This is a genomic window from Cupriavidus sp. GW823-FHT06D04 (assembly GCF_058795055.1).
Genome location: NZ_JBXAHL010000014.1, coordinates 148202 through 166486, shown reverse-complemented (window position 1 = coordinate 166486; position 18285 = coordinate 148202). Strand labels below are relative to the sequence as shown.

17 protein-coding genes are annotated in these 18285 nt (G+C 68.8%); 6 read left to right on the top strand and 11 right to left on the bottom strand.

Annotation, left to right across the window (positions count from 1 at the left end; all coding sequences use genetic code 11):
* Positions 1-115: 115 nt before the first annotated feature.
* Together xdhB and xdhA are read right to left on the bottom strand one after the other, a co-directional pair.
* Entirely contained in the window at positions 116-2464 is a 2349-nt protein-coding gene (xdhB, locus tag AC1Q7H_RS19195; protein ID WP_013955985.1) for a xanthine dehydrogenase molybdopterin binding subunit, read from the bottom strand.
* 25 nt (positions 2465-2489) lie between these two features.
* Positions 2490-3992 (bottom strand): xanthine dehydrogenase small subunit, encoded by a 1503-nt coding sequence (xdhA, locus tag AC1Q7H_RS19190; RefSeq protein ID WP_013955986.1) that lies wholly within the window; start codon positions 3990-3992, stop codon positions 2490-2492.
* 232 nt (positions 3993-4224) lie between these two features.
* Between xdhA and AC1Q7H_RS19185 the strand changes: the two genes are divergently transcribed.
* On the top strand, positions 4225-5172 hold the full coding sequence (locus AC1Q7H_RS19185) for a LysR substrate-binding domain-containing protein (protein WP_010809162.1): 948 nt from the start codon (positions 4225-4227) through the stop codon (positions 5170-5172).
* A 26-nt stretch (positions 5173-5198) separates the two neighbouring features.
* Here the strand turns inward: AC1Q7H_RS19185 and AC1Q7H_RS19180 are convergent, their stop codons facing one another.
* Positions 5199-6041 carry an ABC transporter substrate-binding protein gene (locus tag AC1Q7H_RS19180; protein WP_013955987.1) on the bottom strand — a complete coding sequence of 281 codons (843 nt, stop codon included), beginning with the start codon at positions 6039-6041 and terminating at the stop codon, positions 5199-5201.
* 145 nt (positions 6042-6186) lie between these two features.
* Between AC1Q7H_RS19180 and AC1Q7H_RS19175 the strand changes: the two genes are divergently transcribed.
* From AC1Q7H_RS19175 to AC1Q7H_RS19155, 5 genes are all read left to right on the top strand, one after another.
* On the top strand, positions 6187-7284 hold the full coding sequence (locus AC1Q7H_RS19175; protein WP_013955988.1) for a substrate-binding domain-containing protein: 1098 nt from the start codon (positions 6187-6189) through the stop codon (positions 7282-7284).
* Positions 7285-7405: 121 nt separating this feature from the next.
* The gene (locus AC1Q7H_RS19170) at positions 7406-8008 is read left to right on the top strand and encodes a DUF4126 domain-containing protein (RefSeq protein WP_013955989.1); all 603 of its coding nucleotides are present in this window, start codon (positions 7406-7408) and stop codon (positions 8006-8008) included.
* Between the two features lie 76 nt (positions 8009-8084).
* The gene (locus tag AC1Q7H_RS19165) at positions 8085-10691 is read left to right on the top strand and encodes an ABC transporter permease (protein WP_153955087.1); all 2607 of its coding nucleotides are present in this window, start codon (positions 8085-8087) and stop codon (positions 10689-10691) included.
* A 24-nt stretch (positions 10692-10715) separates the two neighbouring features.
* Complete coding sequence (locus AC1Q7H_RS19160) at positions 10716-11132, top strand: group II truncated hemoglobin (RefSeq protein ID WP_010809157.1); 417 nt, start codon at positions 10716-10718, stop codon at positions 11130-11132.
* 43 nt (positions 11133-11175) lie between these two features.
* Positions 11176-11772 (top strand): DUF924 family protein, encoded by a 597-nt coding sequence (locus AC1Q7H_RS19155; protein ID WP_013955991.1) that lies wholly within the window; start codon positions 11176-11178, stop codon positions 11770-11772.
* A gap of 24 nt (positions 11773-11796) precedes the next feature.
* Here AC1Q7H_RS19155 and AC1Q7H_RS19150 read toward each other — a convergent pair whose 3' ends face one another.
* The 8 genes from AC1Q7H_RS19150 to AC1Q7H_RS19115 form a co-directional block, all read right to left on the bottom strand.
* A complete protein-coding gene (locus AC1Q7H_RS19150; protein ID WP_492381547.1) occupies positions 11797-12381 on the bottom strand; it encodes an LOG family protein in 585 nt (194 codons plus the stop codon).
* Positions 12378-13079: a TetR/AcrR family transcriptional regulator gene (locus AC1Q7H_RS19145; protein WP_013955993.1), complete on the bottom strand. Its 702-nt coding sequence runs from the start codon at positions 13077-13079 to the stop codon at positions 12378-12380. The genes AC1Q7H_RS19150 and AC1Q7H_RS19145 overlap by 4 nt, the downstream gene beginning before the upstream one ends.
* Before the next feature lie 103 nt (positions 13080-13182).
* Positions 13183-13668, bottom strand: coding sequence for a diacylglycerol kinase (locus tag AC1Q7H_RS19140; protein ID WP_153955088.1), 486 nt, complete (start codon positions 13666-13668; stop codon positions 13183-13185).
* On the bottom strand, positions 13595-14716 hold the full coding sequence (locus AC1Q7H_RS19135) for a glycosyltransferase family 4 protein (RefSeq protein ID WP_153955089.1): 1122 nt from the start codon (positions 14714-14716) through the stop codon (positions 13595-13597). Before AC1Q7H_RS19135 ends, AC1Q7H_RS19140 begins: the two co-directional genes overlap by 74 nt.
* Positions 14717-14777: 61 nt before the next feature.
* Positions 14778-15755, bottom strand: coding sequence for a UDP-2,3-diacylglucosamine diphosphatase (locus AC1Q7H_RS19130; protein ID WP_153955090.1), 978 nt, complete (start codon positions 15753-15755; stop codon positions 14778-14780).
* A gap of 113 nt (positions 15756-15868) precedes the next feature.
* Positions 15869-16849: an esterase/lipase family protein gene (locus AC1Q7H_RS19125; protein WP_013955997.1), complete on the bottom strand. Its 981-nt coding sequence runs from the start codon at positions 16847-16849 to the stop codon at positions 15869-15871.
* A complete protein-coding gene (locus tag AC1Q7H_RS19120) occupies positions 16846-17382 on the bottom strand; it encodes an RDD family protein (RefSeq protein ID WP_153955091.1) in 537 nt (178 codons plus the stop codon). The genes AC1Q7H_RS19125 and AC1Q7H_RS19120 overlap by 4 nt, the downstream gene beginning before the upstream one ends.
* A gap of 120 nt (positions 17383-17502) precedes the next feature.
* A complete protein-coding gene (locus tag AC1Q7H_RS19115; RefSeq protein ID WP_013955999.1) occupies positions 17503-18285 on the bottom strand; it encodes a DUF3106 domain-containing protein in 783 nt (260 codons plus the stop codon).

Here is an 18285-nt window from a genome sequence, read left to right as displayed (position 1 = left end):
CGCAAGGGTGGCGCGCGCCTGCTTCTTCCACCGGCCCCTTGCCCGTCAATGCGGGCAAGGGGGGAAAGTCCGGGGGCGCCAGCAGGCGCGCGCTTCCTGCGATCGTTCAGCCAGCTCAGGCTGGCTGTGCCGCGGCTTCGCGCACGGCGTCGACGGCATCCAGGATCGCCTCGCTGGTGGCCGGGGCCTTCAGCGGCGGGTTGATGCGGTAGTCGCCAACGGCAGCCACGGCGTCGCGGATCGCGAAGAACACCGAGAACGGCAGCAGCAGCGGCGGCTCGCCCACGGCCTTGGAGCGGTGGATGCTGTCCTCGACGTTGCGGTTCTGGAACAGGCGCACGTTGAATTCCTCCGGGCAGTCGTTGACCGTCGGGATCTTGTACGTGGACGGGGCGTACGTCATCAGCTTGCCGTCCTTGTTCCACCACAGTTCCTCGGTGGTCAGCCAGCCCATTCCCTGGATAAAGGCGCCTTCGACCTGGCCGATGTCGATCGCCGGGTTCAGCGAGCGGCCGGCGTCGTGCAGCGCGTCGGCGCGCAGCAGCTTCCATTCGCCGGTGAGCGTGTCGACCAGCACCTCGGAGCACGCGGCACCGTAGGCGAAGTAGTAGAACGGGCGGCCTTGCAGCTTGCTCTGGTCCCAGTGCAGCTTGGGCGTGGTGTAGAAGCCGTCGGACCACAGCTGCACGCGCGCCACGTAGGCTTCGCGCGCCAGCTCGCCGAACGCCAGGCGCAGCTCGCCGGCGCTGACCAGGTCATCGTTGAAGCGCACCTCGGACGGCTCCACGCCGGCCTTGCGCGCGGCAAACACGGCCAGGCGCTCGCGGATCTGGCGGGCGGCGTCCTGCGCGGCCTTGCCGTTCAGGTCGGCACCGGTGGAAGCTGCGGTGGCCGAGGTATTGGCCACCTTGCTGGTATCGGTCGCGGTCACGCGCACGCGTTCCATGCGGATGCCCAGCTCATGCGCCACCACCATCGCCACCTTGGTGTTCAGGCCCTGGCCCATCTCGGTGCCGCCGTGGTTCACCAGCACCGAGCCGTCGTTGTAGACGTGCACCAGCGCGCCGGCCTGGTTGAAGTGGGCCACGTTGAACGAGATGCCGAACTTCACCGGGGTGATGGCGATGCCCTTCTTCAGTACCGGGCTGGTGGCGTTGAAGGCGCGCGTGGCTTCGCGGCGGGAGCGGTATTCGCTGCTGGCCACCAGTTCGTCGATCAGCTCGTGGATGACGTTGTCTTCAACGGTCTGGCCGTAGGGCGTGACGTTGTTCTCGGTCTTGCCGTAGAAATTGGCGCGGCGCACGTCCAGCGAATCCTTGCCGACCGTGCGGGCGACATTGTCCAGGATGTACTCGACCGCGAACGCGCCCTGCGGGCCGCCGAAGCCGCGGAAGGCGGTGTTGCTCTGCGTGTTGGTCTTGCCGCAGTAGCCGTCGATCTGCACGTTCGGCAGCCAGTAGGCATTGTCGAAGTGGCAGATGGCGCGGGTCATCACCGGGCCCGACAGGTCGGCCGAGAAGCCGGCGCGCGACACCATTTCGACCTTCACGCCCTCGATATGGCCTTCGTCGTCGTGGCCCACGGTGTAGTCGAACACGAAGTCATGGCGCTTGCCGGTGATCATCATGTCGTCGTCTCGGTCCGGGCGGAGCTTGACCGGGCACATCAGCTTCCAGGCGGCCAGCGCCGCGCAGCAGGCGAACAGCGCCGACTGCGACTCCTTGCCGCCAAAGCCGCCGCCCATGCGGCGGCATTCGACCAGCACCTGGTGCGCTTGCCAGCCGAGCATATGGCACACCGCGTGCTGCATCTCGGTCGGGTGCTGGGTCGAGCACCACACTTGCATGCCGTCGTTCTCGCGCGGCGCGGCGTACGAGATCTGGCCTTCCAGGTAGAACTGCTCCTGGCCGCCCAGGTGGATCTTGCCGCTGTCCTGGTGGGCCGCGCCGGCAATGCGCGCGGCGGGCTCGCCGCGCGTCAGGTGCATCGGCGGCAGCACATAGCTGCCGGCCTCGTGCGCCGCTTGCGGCGACAGCACCGGGGGCAGGTCTTCGTAGTCGATCTCGCCCAGGCGGGCGGCGCGGCGGGCGGCGTCATGCGAGGTCGCCACCACGATAAAGATCGGCTGGCCGATGAACTGGACCACGTCGCGTGCCAGGATCGGGTCGTCGTGGATGATCGGGCCGCAGTCGTTGGTGCCCGGGATGTCGTCCACCGTCAGCACGTCGACCACGCCAGGCGCGGCGCGCACCTTGTCGAGCGAGACCGACTTGATGCGGGCGTGCGCGCGGGTGCTCATGCCGAGCGCGGCGTGCAGCGTGCCGGCCAGCTCGGGGATGTCATCCGTGTAGGTGGCGGTGCCGGCCACGTGCAGGTGGGCGGATTCATGCGGACGCGAGATGCCGACCTGCGGGACCTGTTCGGCGGTGGCGTCGAGCAGGAAGGGTTCGGTTTGCTTGTTCATGCCGATGCTTTCCTATTTCTCTGGCTCAGGCCGTGGCGGTTTCAGTGGCGCCGGCGCCGATGGCGCGGACGTTGACGGCTGCCGCGGGTAGCGCTTCGGCGCGGGTCTCCAGCCAGAAGCGGTACAGCAGGTTGGCGGCACCGCGGCTGCGGTACGACGCGGTCGCGCGCATGTCGGACAGCGGCGTGTAGTCCTGCGCCAGCGCGGCCATGCCGGCGCGGGCGGTGGCTTCATTCCACGGCTGGCCGGTCAGGGCCGCCTCGGTGGCGGCGGCGCGCTTGGGCGTGGCGGCCATGCCGCCGAAGGCGATGCGGGCCTGTGTGACGATGCCGTCCTGCACGGTGATGCCGAATGCAGCACACACGGCGGAAATATCCTCATCAAAGCGTTTGGACAGCTTGTAGGTGCGGAAGTGCTGCGGGCCGGCCACCGGCACGCGCAGCGCGGCGACGAATTCGCCCGGCTGCATCGCGGTCTTCTGGTAGGCCAGGTACAGGTCTTCCAGCGGCAGCGTGCGGCGCGTTTCGCCGTGCTGCAGCACCACTTCCGTGCCCAGCGCGATCAGCGCCGGCATCGAATCGCCGATCGGCGAACCGTTGGCGATATTGCCGCCCAGCGTGCCGGCATTGCGGATCGGCAGCGAGGCAAAGCGCTTCCACATCTCTTCCAGCTCGGGGTGCGCGGTGTTGAGTGCGGCGTAGGCCTTTTCCAGCGTCACGGCGGCGCCAATCTCGACCATGCCGTCGCGCTCCTCAATGTGGTTCAGGTCTTCCACCTGGCCCACGTAGAGCAGGTTGCCCAGCTCGCGGAACTGCTTGGTCACCCACAGGCCCACGTCGGTGCTGCCGGCCAGGATACGGATATCGGGCTGTGCCGCCTTGATCGCGCCGAACTCGGCCGCGGTGCGCGGGGCAAAGAATTCCTGGCCCTGGGCGCGGTATCGGAAGGTCTCGCCGCGCTTGAGGTTGCGCAGGGTGTCGGCGATCTGCTTCGGGTTGAGCTTGTCCGCGGTGGGGGCGGGCAGGGCCATCATGCGCTCGCCGGCGTCGATGATCGGGCGATAGCCGGTGCAGCGGCACAGGTTGCCGGTCAGCGCGTCACAGATGGTCTGGCGCGGGGGCGCTTCGCCGCCCGGGGTGTGCTGCTGGTACAGGGCCCACAGCGACATCACGAAGCCGGGGGTGCAGAAGCCGCACTGCGAGCCGTGGCACTCGACCATGGCTTCCTGCACCGGGTGCAGGTTGCCGTCGGCCTGGCGCAGGTCTTCGACCGTGATCAGGGCCTTGCCGTCGAGCGTGGGCAGAAACTGGATGCAGGCGTTGACCGCCTTGAATTCGACATCGCCGCCGTCCTGCAGCTCGCCGACCACGACGGTGCAGGCGCCGCAGTCGCCTTCGGCGCAGCCTTCCTTGGTGCCGGTGCAGCGCGCGTCTTCACGCAGGTACTGCAGCACGGTGCGGGTAATGGGGGCGTCGGATACTTCCGTGACCTGGCCGCGGTGGAAAAAGCGGATGGTTTGCGTCTCCATGGTCTTCTCTCTCTTGGTGATGGCGGAAACATAGCACCCTGGGCTTTCATGCAATATTCGGCCCAGGTGATATGCCCCATCAGCGCGCGGCCCCGATTGGTGCCCCGCCGCACCGGCGGGCGCCCCCCTGGAGGAGGTGATTTGACCGTTTGTGGGGCGCCTGTCATACACTATGCGCCGTTCCCATCCCCCACGCCACCCATCCGGCCCCCGCCGGAGGGCCGCCATCGCCATGCACGGACGCGACCATCTCGATACATATTTGCTGCGGGTGCTTCACACCCTGCTGACCGAGCAGAGCGTGACCCGCACGGCCGTGCGTTTAGGCCAGTCCCAGCCCGCCATCAGCAATACCCTGAAGCGCCTGCGGGAGATCACCGGCGATGCCATTTTGGTGCGGGGCAAAAACGGCATGGTGCCGACCGAGCGCGGCCGCGAACTGCTGGCGCTGGCCGAGCAGAGCTTGGCGGCGATGGACCGCATCGCGCGCCCGCCGCAGCAGTTCGACCCGGCCACCACTACACGCACCTTCCACCTGGGCGCGCCGGACTACCTGGATGCCTTCTTCCTGCCCAATATCGTCGAGCGCGTGCGCCGGCTGGCGCCGGGCGCCAAGCTGTTCGTGCATCCGATGACGTCGTCGTCGGACTTCCTGGACGACCTGGAGCAGGGGCAGCTGGATATCGTAGTCGGCAACTGGCTGTCGCCGCCGGAGCACCTGCATATCTCGCCGCTCTTCGACGACGAGGTGGTGTGCATGCTGGGCGCGCAGCATCCGCTGGCGCGCAAGGGGCTAACGCTCAAGCATTACCTGGAGATGCCGCACCTGGCCCCGGCGCCCTATGCGTCGATGCAGCGCAGCATGATCGACCAGGCGCTGGCCGAGCAGGGCTATAAGCGCAATATCCAGGTCACGCTGCCGTATTTCGGTTTGGTGCCATATGTGCTGATGAAGACCGATATGGTCTTTACCACCGGCCGGCAGTTTGCCGCGCACTACGCGCAGTACCTGCCGATCCGCATGGTGCCGTCGCCGGTGTCGTTCCCGCGCATGCGCTTCTACCAGCTGTGGCATGAGCGCTGCCACGCGGCGCCGGATGTGATGTGGATCCGGCGGATGATCGCCGAGGTGGCGGCGGATCTGCCGCAGCTGCCGCGGCTGGAGGCAGAGGCCGGCTGAGCAGGCCGGGGCAGCAGGCGAGGGGCTTACTTTGCCTTGTAGCTTGGGAAGAACAGCTGCTCGCCTTCCACCTTGTACCCGGCAATCGCGTCCTGCCCTTCCTTTGACGTGATCCACTCCACCAGCTTCATCGCATCCGTATGGTTGATGCCCGCATGCCTGGCGGGATTGACCGCGATGATCCCGTACGGGTTGAACATCTTCGGATCGCCTTCGATGGCGATGGCCAGGCCGGTCTTGGCGCGATAGGCGCCATAGGTGGCGCGGTCCGACAACGTATAGGCCGGCATCTGCGCGGCCATGGTCAGCACCTCGCCCATGCCCAGGCCGGCGTTGACGTACCACGGCTGGCCCTTGGGCTCGATGCCGAGCTGCTTCCAGTAGTCCTTCTCCATAACGTCGGTGCCGGAGTTGTCGCCGCGCGAGATGAACTTGCTGCCGCTGCCGGCAAGCTTGCGGAACCCCGCCAGCACGTCCTTGCCGCCCTGAGTGCTCCTGAGGCCTGCCGGGTCGGTGGCCGGGCCAACCACAATGAAATCGTTGTACATCACGTCGCGGCGGTTCACGCCGTAGCCGGCCGCGACAAAAGCGTCTTCCATCTTGCGCGCGTGCACCAGCAGCACGTCGACGTCGCCCATCTCGCCCATCTTCATGGCCTTGCCCGAGCCGACCGCGATCACCTTGACGCTGACGCCTGCCTTTTGCTCGAAGCGCGGCAGCAGGTACTTCAGCAGGCCCGAGTTCTCGGTGCTGGTGGTGGTGGCCAGCTTCAGTTCCCCGCCATGGGCCGCCGACAGCAGGCCTACGCAGGCAATCGCGACGAGATGGCGCACAGGGCGGCGCAGACGTTGGGCAAGGCGAGGCGACATGCAGTGGGCTCCTTTGTATTATGTTCTGTTGGACATAATTGCTTTTGCCTTTGGATCTCATGGAGAATGCGGCAAAAGAACGTAAAAATGGGGTATTCATTGTGGTCCAGCCGAGATCGACAAGTAAATATGCTGCGGAGGACATATGACCTTCCGCTTTGACCTGTTTCCCGTGATCGCGCCTGACGACAATCCGCGCGCCAACGGGAAGGTCTTCCAGTTGCTCAAGGCCGTGCGCGAGACCGGCTCGCTGCACCGCGCGGCGCGCGAGATCGGCCTGTCGTACCGGCACGCCTGGGGCGTGATGCGGACCTGGGAGGAAATGCTCGGGCGCAGCATGCTCGATATGGAGCGCGGCCGCGGCGCCTCGCTGACGCGCTTTGGCGAACGCCTGCTGCGCGCCGAACTGCGGCTGCGCGAATCGATCGAGCCGGTGGTGCAGAAGGCCATGGCGGATTTCATTGCCGAGCTGGACGATGCCCAGCAGCCGCAGTCGCAGGTGCATTTCACCGGCAGCCATGACCCCGCGGTGGAGGTGCTGGCCGCCGCGTTGGGCGTGGCAAGAACCCCGCTGCAGCTCGATACGGTGTTCTGCGGCAGCGTGGAGGGGCTGATCTGCCTGCAGGAGCGGCAGTCGGAATTGGCCGGCTTCTATGTCTCGCCGGTGCAGACCGCGGGCTCGGTCGCGCATGTGACGCTGCGCAAGTGGCTGCGGCCGGCCGCGGTTCGGCTGCTGCGGCTGGCCTGGCGCGAGCAGGGCCTGATCCTGGCGCCGGAGGTGGCGCGCGAGGTGCATGACCTGCGCGACCTGGCGCGCACCCAGGCGCGCTTCGTCAACCGGCAGCGCAGTTCGGGCACGCGCATGCTGTTCGACCAGCTGCTGGCCGCGCAGGGCCTGTACCCGGACCAGATCGCCGGCTACGACGAGACCGAGTTCAGCAACGAGAAGGTGGCCGAGGCCGTGCACGGCGGCCGCGCGCAGGTGGGCTTCGGGCTGCGCATGAATGCCGAAGCCCACGGGCTGGCCTTCGTGCCGCTGACGCGCGAGGCCTACTACCTGGCGCTGCGCAAGAACGACCAGACCGCCGGCTGGATGGCAGCACTGCTGGCGCTGCTGGCCGACCCGGCCTTTGCCCGGCGCATCGAGGCGCTGCCCGGCTACACCATGGCCGAGCCGGCCGGCATCCTGATGCCGCAGGAGGCGTTGCCGTGGTTCGGGCCGGACGGCAAGGAAGACAACTGAGGGCGAGCCAGGCGGCATGACGCCGACGGGCGCGCGGCTGCGCGGCCCGGTCCGTATTACACTCCCTGCCAGGCGCGCCGTGGTTTGCATCGGCTTGCGCCAGACTCTTGCAAGGAGCGCCATGCTGGAAACCGCCGCGCTGGCCGCGGGCATGTCCTGGGCCAGCGGCTTTCGCCTCTACCTTGCGGTGCTGGCCGCCGGCGTGCTGGCGCGCCTGGGCTGGCTGGACCTGCCGCCCGGGCTGCAGCCGCTGGAATCCTGGTGGGTCATCGGCGTGGCCGCCGTGCTGGCCGTGGCCGAATTCGTCGCCGACAAGGTGCCCGCATTCGATACCGTCTGGGACGGCATCCATACCTTCATCCGCATTCCCGCGGGCGCGATCCTGGCCGCCGCCGCCTTCGGCCAGCTGGATCCGCAGTGGATGGTGGCGGCAGGGCTGATCGGCGGCACGCTGGCCGGCACCGCGCATGCGGTCAAGGCCGGCACGCGCGCGCTGATCAATGTCTCGCCGGAACCGTTCTCCAATTGGACGGCCTCATTCACGGAAGACGTGACCGCGACCGGCAGCCTGCTGCTGGCGTTTTTCCTGCCGGTGGTGTTCCTGGTGCTGCTGGTGGTCTTCCTGCTGGTGTCGGTGTGGCTGCTGCCGAAATTGTGGCGCGGCGTGCGCCGGCTGCATGCGAGCCTGCGCGGCAGGACTGAGCGGCCTGGCACACCCCGCTAGCTTCCCGGCAATTCCTGCTTTGCTTTCGACTGACCCGAGGCGCGCCGCCGCCAGAAACCAGGAACCAAACCAACCGATGCCTCCCGAGTCCGCCATCGAAGCCCCGGCCACGGCCGCCAACCCCGCGGGCACGCGCCCCGCGCACGGCGGCCGCTTCTCCGCCTGGCGCCAGGCGCTGCGCATGGCGCGGCGCGACTGGATTGCCGGCGAGCTCTACTTGCTGCTTTTTGCGCTGGTGCTGGCCGTGGCCGCGCTGACCAGCGTGGGCTTCATGGCCGACCGCATGCGGCTGGGCCTGGAGCGCGACGCGCGCCAGATGATCGCGTCCGACGTGCTGCTGGTGGCTGACCAGCCCTTCGATGCCGCCTTTGCGCAGCGTGCGCAAGCGGCCGGGCTGGCCGTGGCGCAGACCGTCACCTTCCCGAGCATGGCTACCGCCAATGGCAAGGCGCCGTCCGGCGGTGACGCCCCCAGCCAGCTGGCCGCGCTCAAGGCGGTGACCGACGGCTACCCGCTGCGGGGCAAGCTCAAGGTGGCCAGTGCGGCGGGGGCACCGGATGCGCCCGCCGAAGGCATTCCCGCGCCGGGCACCGTTTGGGTCGACGAGGCGCTGCTGGGCGCACTGGGGGTTGCCGTGGGCGACACCCTGCAACTGGGCAGCCGCAGCTTCCGCATCGACCGCATCATCACGCAGGAGCTTGATCGCGGCACCGGTTTTATGAACTTCGCGCCGCGCGTGCTGATGCCGCTGTCAGACCTGGACAGCACCGGGCTGATCGGCTGGGGCAGCCGCGTGACCTACCGGCTGCTGGTGGCCGGCCCCGACGCCGCCGGCGCTGCCTTCCAGAAATGGGCGCAGGACGAGATCGGTCGCCGCAAGCTGCGCAATACCCGGGTCGAGTCGCTGGAATCGGGCCAGCCGCAGATGCGCGCCACGCTGGACCGCGCCGAGCGCTTCCTGTCGCTGGTGGCGGTGCTGTCGTCGATGATCGCGGCGGTGGCCATTGCCATGTCGGCGCGCCGCTATATGCAGCGCCACACCGATGCCTGCGCGGTCTACAAGTGCCTGGGGCTGTCGCGCGGGCAGATCCTGCGCACCTTCGGCCTGGAGTTCCTGGTGGTGGGGGCGGCGGGCGCGCTCGTCGGGGTGCTGCTCGGGTACCTGGCGCACTATGGCCTGCTGCTGTCGCTGGGCGGGCTGCTGCGGGTGTCGCTGCCGCAGCCGTCGTTACTGCCGGCACTGGTGGGCGTGCTGGCCGGGCTGGTGCTGCTGGCCGGGTTTGCGCTGCCGCCGCTGCTGGCGCTGACACGGGTGGCGCCGCTGCGGGTGCTGCGCCGCGATATCGGGCTGCCGCCGGTGTCGGCCTGGGTGGCCTATGCGCTGGGCCTGGGCGCCTTTGTCGCGCTGCTGCTGGTGGCGGCGCGCGACCTGCGGCTGGGGCTGACCACGGCGGGCGGCTTTGTCGCCGCGGGCGTGGCCTTCGCGGTGCTGGCGCTGGGGCTGCTGACGCTGCTGTCGCGCCTGCTGCGGGGGCGCCTGCGCGGGCGCGCGGCGATGGGCTGGCGCTTTGCGCTGGCGGTGCTGGAACGTCGCCGGGCGGTCACGGTGCTGCAGACCGTGGCGCTGGCGGTGGGGCTGATGGCGCTGCTGCTGCTCGGCATGACCCGCAACGACCTGGTCGATTCCTGGCGCAAAGCCACGCCGGCTGATGCGCCCAACCGCTTCATCATCAATATCCAGCCGGACCAGCGCGAGCCGCTGCGCCAGATGCTGGCCGGCGCCGGCATCAACGACCTGCTCTACCCGATGGTGCGCGGGCGCCTGACCCATATCGGCGAGCGCGCCATCCGCGGCGACAGCTTCGAGGACGGGCGCGCGCGCAACCTGGTCGAGCGCGAATTCAACCTGTCCTATACCGATGCGCTGCCCGAGGGCAACCGCGTGATTGCCGGGCGCTGGTCCAACGGCCCGGACGCCGGCGCTTCGGTGGAAGAGGGCATCGCCAAGACGCTAGGCATCCGGCTTGGCGACACGCTGCGCTTTGACGTGGCCGGCCAGGCGGTGCAGGCCCGCGTGACCTCGCTGCGCAAGCTGGACTGGGGCTCGATGCGCGTCAATTTCTTCGTGATCCTGCCGCCGCAGGCGATGCAGGGGCTGCCGGAGACCTACATCACGTCGTTCCACCTGCCGCCCGCCAGCGCGGCGCTGGGCAACCGGCTGATCGCGGCCTTCCCCAACATCACCGTGGTCAATACCGACCTGATCCTGCGCCAGATCCAGGACATCCTGGACCAGGTGATCGCGGCGGTGGAGTTCCTCTTTGTGTTCACGCTGGCCGCCGGCGTGACCGTGCTGTACGCGGCGCTGTCCGGCGCGCGTGACGAGCGCATGCGCGACGCGGGCCTGCTCAAGGCGCTGGGCGCCTCGGCCGCGCTGGTGCGCCAGACCCAGTACGCCGAGTTCCTGGTGGTGGGCGGCCTGGCCGGATTCCTGGCCAGCCTGGGCGCGATCGCGGTGGGCTGGGGCCTGTCGCAGTTCGTCTTCGATTTCCCGTACCGCTTCAATGCCTGGATCGTGCCGGTGGGCGTGGTTTCTGGCATGCTGTGCGCTTTTGCCGGCGGCTGGCTGGGCCTGCGCGAAGTGCTGCGCCAGCCCGCGCTGGCGACTTTGCGTGATGCCTGAGTGGCTACGCTGTTTGAGTGTGTGATGAGTACTGAATCCAACGACAAGCCCGGCACGGCCGAGGTGACTGCATTTGAACTGGTGGGCGGCGAAGCGCGCGTGCGCGAGCTGGTCGACCGCTTCTACGACCTGATGGACCTGGAGACCCAGTTCGCCGGGCTGCGCGCGCTGCACCCGCCCTCGCTGGAGGGCTCGCGCGACAAGCTGTTCTGGTTCCTGTGCGGCTGGCTGGGCGGCCCCAACCACTTTATCGAGCGCTTCGGCCATCCGCGCCTGCGCGCGCGCCATATGCCGTTCGAGATCGGCGTGAGCGAGCGCGACCAGTGGATGCGCTGCATGGCGCTGGCGATGCAGGATATCGGCCTGTCCGAAGACCTGCAGCTGCGCCTGATGCAGGCCTTCTTCCAGACCGCCGACTGGATGCGCAACGTGGCGCGCTGAGGCGCCGCTGCTCCTTTCCTTCCACCGAAAGGTTTTCCAGCCCATGACAGACCAACTGCCTGAAGACGCCCTGCGCTTGCTCGATTTCTGGTTCGGACAGCCCGGTTCCGCCGCCTGGAATACCGAGCGCCCGCAATGGTTCACCAAGTCGGACACCTTCGATGCGCAGATCCGCACGAACTTCCTGTCCGACTGGCAGGTCGCCTGCGACGGGGCCCCGGACGACTGGTCGGTCACGCCCGAAGGCGCCTGCGCGCGCGTGGTGCTGCTGGACCAGTTCCCGCGCAACATGTTCCGCAACGATCCGTGCAGCTTTGGCAGCGATGCGCTGGCGCTGGCACTGGCCAGGCGCATCGTCGCCACCGGCATGGACCGCAAGCTGCCGACGGACTACCACCGCATGTTCTGCTACATGCCGTTCGAGCATTCCGAGGCGCTGGAGGACCAGGATGAGGCGGTGCGCCTGATGACGCAGCTGCGCGAGGCCAGCGGCGGGGTGGTGGATGTGGTGGAGTGGGCCGGGAAGCACCGCGCGATCATCGCGCGCTTTGGCCGCTTCCCGCACCGCAATGCGGTGCTGGGCAGGCAGAGCACTGAGCAGGAACTGGCGTTCCTGCGGCAGCCGGGCTCGTCGTTCTGAACCAGGCCGGCAGCAGGGGCGCGCTCAGGTCTTGTCGCGCGCCTCTTGCCACTTGTCGACGCGCACGCGCGGCGCGGCCGCCAACTGGCCGAGCAGGCCGGCGGGCGTGTCTGCCACATGCAGCAGGTCGGCATGCACCTGCTTCATGAAGCCTTCCTGCACCGCGTGCGCAAGGAAACCCAGCAGGCCGTCGTAGAACCCGGCGACATTCAGCAGGCCCACCGGCTTGTCGTGGTAGCCCAGCTGCAGCCAGGTGAAAGTCTCGAACAGCTCTTCGAAGGTGCCCACGCCGCCCGGCATGGCGATAAAGGCATCGGCACGGTCGGCCATCATCTGCTTGCGCTCGTGCATGTTGCTCACCACGTGCAGCTCGGTCAGGCCGCGGTGGCCGACTTCCTTCTGCATCAGCGCGTCGGGGATGATGCCGATGGCGCTGCCGCCGTGTTCCATCACGGCGTCGGCGACGATGCCCATCAGGCCCACCTTGCCGCCGCCGTACACCAGCGCCAGGCCGCTTTCGGCCAGGGTGCGGCCGAGCAGGCGCGCGCCTTCGGCGTATTCAGGACGGTTGCCGGGGCTGGACCCGCAATACACGCAGACAGATTTCACTTTGCTTCCTTTGCCGCGTCGGCTGCGGCCTTGGCTGCCGCGTAGTCGCGCGCCAGCTGGTCGAATGCATCCCGGGCCCGGCCGCGCAGGTAGGGCGCCAGGATCGAGAAGATGTGGTAGCTCGATCCGTGCAGGTAACCGCGGATCTGCTCGGGGTCGTTGTACTGGCGCGGATGCTGCACGAACTGGAACGACAGCCAGTAGGTGGCGATCACCACCATGTTGGTGCAGATGGCCTCGACCTGATCGGGCGTGGCTTCCATCTCGCCGTCTTCGATGAACTGCCGGCAGATCTCGTGCGCAAAGCGCTTCTTCTGCTCGACGATGCGCTTGAAGTTGGTCTCCAGCATCCGGTTGCGCGCCAGCAGGTCGTTGATGTCGCGGTACAGGAAGCGGTAGTTCCACAGGAACTCGGACATGTACTGCAGGTAGCCCCAGCTTTCGTCCAGCGTGGCCTTGTGGTCGTCCGGCATCTTCAGGCGCCGCTCCATCTCCTGCTCGAAGCGCACGAAGATGGAGTTGATGATGTCGTCCTTGTTGCGGAAGTGGTAGTAGAGATTGCCGGGGCTGATCTCCATGGCTTCCGCAATCGTCGTGGTGGTGACGTTGGGTTCGCCGACTTCGTTGAACAGGCGCAGCGAGACGTCGAGGATGCGGTCCCTGGTGCGGCGGGGGCCGGTTTGCGGTTTCGGTTCCATGGGCGTCCGGGCGATCGGTGCGATCGGTAAGTCGGGGGGGCAGGGTAGCGATTATAAGCAATCGGCCCGGCCACCCCGTCCGGCATCCCCGGCGAGTGACGGATCAGCCCGCCAGCGTCCGCACCCAGTGCACCACGTGCGGCCCGGCGATGGCGGCCCAGGTGCCGCCGCACAGCACCAGCGCCAGCATCACCGCGGCGCTGCCGAAATCCTTGGCGCGCTTGGACAGGCTGTGCCGCTCCAGCGAAATGCGGTCGATCGCCGCCTCGACGCTGGAGTTGAGCAGTTCCACGATCAGCACCACCAGCAGCGTGGCCAGCAGCAGGATGCGCTCGACCACCCCCACCGGCAGCAGGAACGCCCACGGCGCCAGGATTGCCACCAGCGTCAGCTCCTGGCGGAATGCGCTTTCCTCGAGCACCGCATAGCGCAGGCCCGACAGCGAATTGATGGCCGCATGCCAGGCGCGCGTCAGGCCGCGATTGCCCTTGTGGGGATTCTGCTCGATCGAATACTCAGCGCTCTGGACTGCCTGCGGCGGCCTCTGCAGAGGCGGGTCGGACGGCAGTTCCGGATGGGGTTTGGACATGGTTTTGCGGGGCGGATTGGGCCGCTGCGCTGTCCCGGCCTGGATTGCCGGGAGCGAACGGCCGAAGATGGGCCAGGAACTGCTCGGAGGCGGCGCGCCAGGAGAACCGCTCGGCGTGGGCACGGGCCGTGGCGCGGTCGATGCGCAGCGCTTCCAGGCAGGCTTCGCGCAGGTCTTCGTGCATCACGCCGGCGGGGCTGTCGCCCAGCACATCGATCGGGCCGGTGACCGGATAGGCGGCCACGGGCAGCCCGCTGGCCAGCGCTTCCAGCAGCACCAGCCCGAAGGTGTCGGTGCGGCTCGGGAACACGAACACATCAGCCGAAGCATACACCCGGGCCAGTTCGGGCTGGCTCAGCACGCCCAGGTAGTTGGCGCCCGGATAGCGCGCGCGCAGCCCCGACAGCGCCGGGCCGTCGCCGACCACCCACTTGGAGCCGGGCAGGTCCAGCGCCAGGAAGGCCTCGACGTTCTTTTCCACCGCCACGCGGCCCACGTAGAGGAAGATCGGGTGGGCGGTGTTGAGCACATTGGGACGCTGCAGCGTGAACACGTCTAGGTCCACGCCGCGCGTCCACAGCACGGCGTTGGTGATGCCATAGTGCCGCAGGTCGTCCAGCACCACCGGGGTGGGCGCCATCACCGCCCGGGCCGGGCCGTGGAACCAGCGCAGGAAGCGGTACGTCCATGCCAGCGGGATGCCGAAGCGTGCCTGCACGTATTCCGGAAAGCGCGTGTGGTAGGCCGTGGTGAAGGGCAGCCGGCGGCGGATCGCGTGGCGCCGCGCGGCCAGGCCCAGCGGCCCTTCGGTGGCGATATGCAGGGCGTCCGGAGCGAAGGCTTCGATGCGGCGCTGCACGCGCGCCGCCGGCAACAGCGACAGGCGGATCTCGGGGTAGGTCGGGCACGGCACGGTGCGGAATTCCAGCGGCGTGATCATGTCGACCGTGTGGCCCATGGCCTCCAGTTCGCGACGGGTGGACTTGAGCGTGCGCACCACGCCGTTGACCTGCGGTTCCCAAGCATCGGTGACGATCAGGATCTTCATGCAGCCTCCTCGGGCGCGGTGGAAGGGCAATGCGGATGGGGCAAAGGGTGGCAGGCCGGAATCAGCCCGCCACAGCGGCGCGGCGACGGCGGCGCGTGGCCGGGGCCGGCGCGTCCAGCAGCGTGGTCCAGTAGACGATCTTCAGCTCGCCTTCGATGGTCTCGACGAGCGCCGACAGGCTTTCGACCCAGTCGCCGTCGTTGCAGTAGAGCTGGCCGTTGACCTCGCGGATCTCGGCCTTGTGGATATGGCCGCAGACCACGCCGTCGCAGCCGCGGCGGCGCGCTTCATCGACCATCGCGCTCTCGAAGGCGCCGATGTAGTTGACCGCGTTCTTGACCTGGTGCTTGAGGAACTGCGACAGCGACCAGTACGGGAAGCCCAGGCGCGCGCGCAGCCGGTTGAAGTGGCGGTTCAACGCCAGGATCACCGTGTACAGCGAATCGCCCAGGTAGGCCAGCCAGCGCGCGTGCTGCACCACGCCGTCGAACAGGTCGCCGTGCACCACCCACAGCCGGCGCCCGGTGGCGGTGACGTGCACCGCTTCTTCGCGCACGGTGATGTCGCCGAAGGCCATGCCGTCGAACTGGCGCGCGGCCTCGTCGTGGTTGCCGGGCACGTAGATCACTTCAGTGCCCTTGCGCGCCTTGCGCAGCAGCTTCTGCACCACGTCGTTGTGGCTTTGCGGCCAGTACCAGCCGCGGCGCAGCTGCCAGCCGTCGATGATGTCGCCGACCAGGTAGAGCTGCTCGGACTCGTTGTGCTTGAGGAAGTCCAGCAGGTAGTTGGCCTGGCATCCGGGCGTGCCCAGGTGGATGTCCGACAGCCAGATGGCGCGGTAGCGCTGGATCGGGTGCGGCTCGGGCGGGTAGGTCTGCTGCTGTTCGCGCTGGGGCGCCAGCGCGGCGGCATCGAGGGCCGGCGCCATGAAGGCGGTCAGCGGCGCGGCGCTGTCGCTCTCAGGGCTGCGGCGCAGCCATTGCGTCAGTTGCGCGGTCTTCGACAGATACCCGCGGGCAGATCGGATTGCTTGCACCATGGCAGTCCCGGTTGCGGCGATGGCTGCATTCAGCCAGCCTGCGATGACGGTGCCGTGACGGAAACATGACTGACATATGAATCGTGGCGGAAGTGGAACAGCCCGGGCTAGTGTCAGTGCCCGCGGGCGGACAGCTCTGCGAGGGCGTCGAGTACAGCACGCACGGCCGCGGGATGGCGCAGCAGCGTGACGTGGCCAATGCCGGCCAGCGGGATATGCCCGGCGCCGTCGAGCCAGCCGGTGCAGGGCGGCCCGGCGATCGAGTCATGCCAGCTGAAGATCGAGATCATGCGCGCGCGGCGGCGCGGGGTTTCCGCGGCGGCGAGCGCGCGCAGCCAGGCGCTGCCGCAACGCATCTGGCGCGCATTGGGGCCGCCGCCAAAGCGCGCCAGCGCGCTGCCGTGGTGGGGGCTGCCCAGCGTCACCACGCCGGCGCAGACGTCTTCGTCGCCCGCCAGCTGCAGCGCGGCGCGCGCGGCCAGGCCGCCCATGCTGTGGCAGACCAGCAGCGGCGGGCGCCCGGCTTCGGCTGTGATGCGCCGCATGGCGGCCAGCAGCGCGCGTGCGTAGTCGTCGATATCGCCGAACACCGGCTTGAGCTCGATCCCTTCGCAGCGGTAGCCGGCGGCGGCCAGCGCCGGCTGCATGTCGAGCCAGATGGCCTGCCCGCAGGCGTAGCCATGCACCAGCAGCACCGGCGGGGCGTCGCGGCCAGGCAGGGCGTCAAGCGGTGCGGCAAAGGGTGCGTGCGCGCGGAATGGCTGCAGCCAGTCGAACATGCGCAGCACGGCCACGCACTCGGCCGCAAAGCAGCGCAACGCCTCAGGCAGGCGCAGCGGCCGGCGCGTGGCGGCGAGTTCAACCGGTGGTGCGGGCGGGTGATTGCCGCGCCCGACCCACAGGCCGCGCCCGCTCAGGGCGAAAGCGAAGGCAATGCCGCAGGCGAAGCTGCCGAGGATGGCCGCCACGCCGGCGGCGACCGCGCCGGGCCATGGCCAGCCGCCCAGCCGCACCAGCCCGGCGGCGATGCCCAGCGCGGCGGCTGCCTGCAAGGTCACCGCAAGGCGGCGGATGCCGGCAGCCGACAGGCTCATGGCTTGGGCGGGCGCAGGTCGGTCAGCCGCGTGCCGGCCAGGCGGTCGTGCAGGAACTGGCGGCGCGGATCCAGCCACGCCAGCAGGACCCAGACCAGCAGGCCGGCGCACAGCACCCCTACGAACGGCCCCTTGACCAGCCCCAGCAGATGGCCGACCGCCGCCGATGGCGGCAGCCACAGCCATGCCAGCACGTAGCGCAGCGCCGCCTGTGGCCAGCGCGGCGGCACGCCGGCAGCGTTTTCGACGCGCATGCGCCAGGTCTGCATGGCCAGGGTCTGGCCGTTGCGTTGCCAGAACCAGGTGAAATACAGGCCCATCACCAGGAAGCTCCACACCTGGATCACGAGCGGCCCGTCCACGCCAAGCTTCTGCAGCAGCGGCCGCACCAGCAGGTAGGCCGCGGTCGAGGCGCTCAGCACGCCGAACAGCAGCACGCCTTCATAGAGCATGCAGGCGATGCGGCGGCGCAAGGGCGGGGCGGCGGGGCGGGCGGCTGCGGCGTGCTTGGGATCGAGGGTGGCAGCGGGCATGGAAGGCGAAGAAAGCTGGGCTGGCGCACGGGGGCATGGTGGTGCTGGCGCTGGTCAGTCGGGGCCGGCCTTGCTTCGCTGGCCGGCGTGAGACGGCCATTATGCCAAATGACTTGGGGATTACTGGCGCATGGTGGGGTCAGAAGCCGCGGCTGCCGCTTCGGTGGCGACCTCGGCTGCGGAGGCGGGCACGCCGAGCGCCGCAGGCGCCGAGGCGGCCGGGGCCGGGGCGGCGGTCACGGCAGCGGGCGCGGAGGCAGGTTGCGCCTGGGCTTCGCTGGCGGGCTTGCCGGCAGTGTGGCCACTGTGGCCCGCTGCGGCGCTGGCCGTTTTCGGCTCGCGGTGGAGCTGGCGGCTGGTGTCGCTGGGCAGGCGCTTGCCGCTGGGCAGCGCACTGACAGCGCCAGGCCGGCGCGGCACGTGATCGGTGGCGGCCAGCTTCTTTTTCTGCTCTTCAGGCAGCTGCTGGTACTTGTCCCAGGCCTCGGCCTTTTTCTCGGCCGGCAGCGAGCGGGTGATCTGGTAGTTCTCGCGCGCCAGCCGGCGTTGTTGCGGGGTCATCTTGACCCATTCCGACATGCGCGCCTGCAGCCGGGCCTGCTCGGCCGGGGAGAACTTCGGGTAGCGCTCGGCGATGCGCAGCCATTTGTGGCGGTTCAGCTCCGGCAGGCTGTCCCACAGCGGCTGCAGCGGGGCCAGGATGCGCTGGTTGACCGGGCTCAGGTCGGCCCAGGCTGGCCGGGCATTGGTTGCCTGCGCGGCGGCAGGCGCTGTCACCGCGGAAGCCCCCTGCGCATGCGCCGCGGGCGGCAGCAGGCCCCAGCAGGCGGCTGCGCCGGCGCCGGCCAGCAGCGCGGCCAGCCGGCGGCGCAAGGCGTCGGGGTGGAACATTGCGCGCGCCAT

Coding starts and splice junctions, on each gene's coding strand:
- xdhB (WP_013955985.1), bottom strand. CDS start 2,464: ATGAACAAGCAAACCGAACCCTTCCTGCTCGACGCCACCGCCGAACAG.
- xdhA (WP_013955986.1), bottom strand. CDS start 3,992: ATGGAGACGCAAACCATCCGCTTTTTCCACCGCGGCCAGGTCACGGAA.
- AC1Q7H_RS19185 (WP_010809162.1), top strand. CDS start 4,225: ATGCACGGACGCGACCATCTCGATACATATTTGCTGCGGGTGCTTCAC.
- AC1Q7H_RS19180 (WP_013955987.1), bottom strand. CDS start 6,041: ATGTCGCCTCGCCTTGCCCAACGTCTGCGCCGCCCTGTGCGCCATCTC.
- AC1Q7H_RS19175 (WP_013955988.1), top strand. CDS start 6,187: ATGACCTTCCGCTTTGACCTGTTTCCCGTGATCGCGCCTGACGACAAT.
- AC1Q7H_RS19170 (WP_013955989.1), top strand. CDS start 7,406: ATGCTGGAAACCGCCGCGCTGGCCGCGGGCATGTCCTGGGCCAGCGGC.
- AC1Q7H_RS19165 (WP_153955087.1), top strand. CDS start 8,085: ATGCCTCCCGAGTCCGCCATCGAAGCCCCGGCCACGGCCGCCAACCCC.
- AC1Q7H_RS19160 (WP_010809157.1), top strand. CDS start 10,716: ATGAGTACTGAATCCAACGACAAGCCCGGCACGGCCGAGGTGACTGCA.
- AC1Q7H_RS19155 (WP_013955991.1), top strand. CDS start 11,176: ATGACAGACCAACTGCCTGAAGACGCCCTGCGCTTGCTCGATTTCTGG.
- AC1Q7H_RS19145 (WP_013955993.1), bottom strand. CDS start 13,079: ATGGAACCGAAACCGCAAACCGGCCCCCGCCGCACCAGGGACCGCATC.
- AC1Q7H_RS19140 (WP_153955088.1), bottom strand. CDS start 13,668: ATGTCCAAACCCCATCCGGAACTGCCGTCCGACCCGCCTCTGCAGAGG.
- AC1Q7H_RS19135 (WP_153955089.1), bottom strand. CDS start 14,716: ATGAAGATCCTGATCGTCACCGATGCTTGGGAACCGCAGGTCAACGGC.
- AC1Q7H_RS19130 (WP_153955090.1), bottom strand. CDS start 15,755: ATGGTGCAAGCAATCCGATCTGCCCGCGGGTATCTGTCGAAGACCGCG.
- AC1Q7H_RS19125 (WP_013955997.1), bottom strand. CDS start 16,849: ATGAGCCTGTCGGCTGCCGGCATCCGCCGCCTTGCGGTGACCTTGCAG.
- AC1Q7H_RS19120 (WP_153955091.1), bottom strand. CDS start 17,382: ATGCCCGCTGCCACCCTCGATCCCAAGCACGCCGCAGCCGCCCGCCCC.
- AC1Q7H_RS19115 (WP_013955999.1), bottom strand. CDS start 18,285: ATGGCGCGCGCAATGTTCCACCCCGACGCCTTGCGCCGCCGGCTGGCC.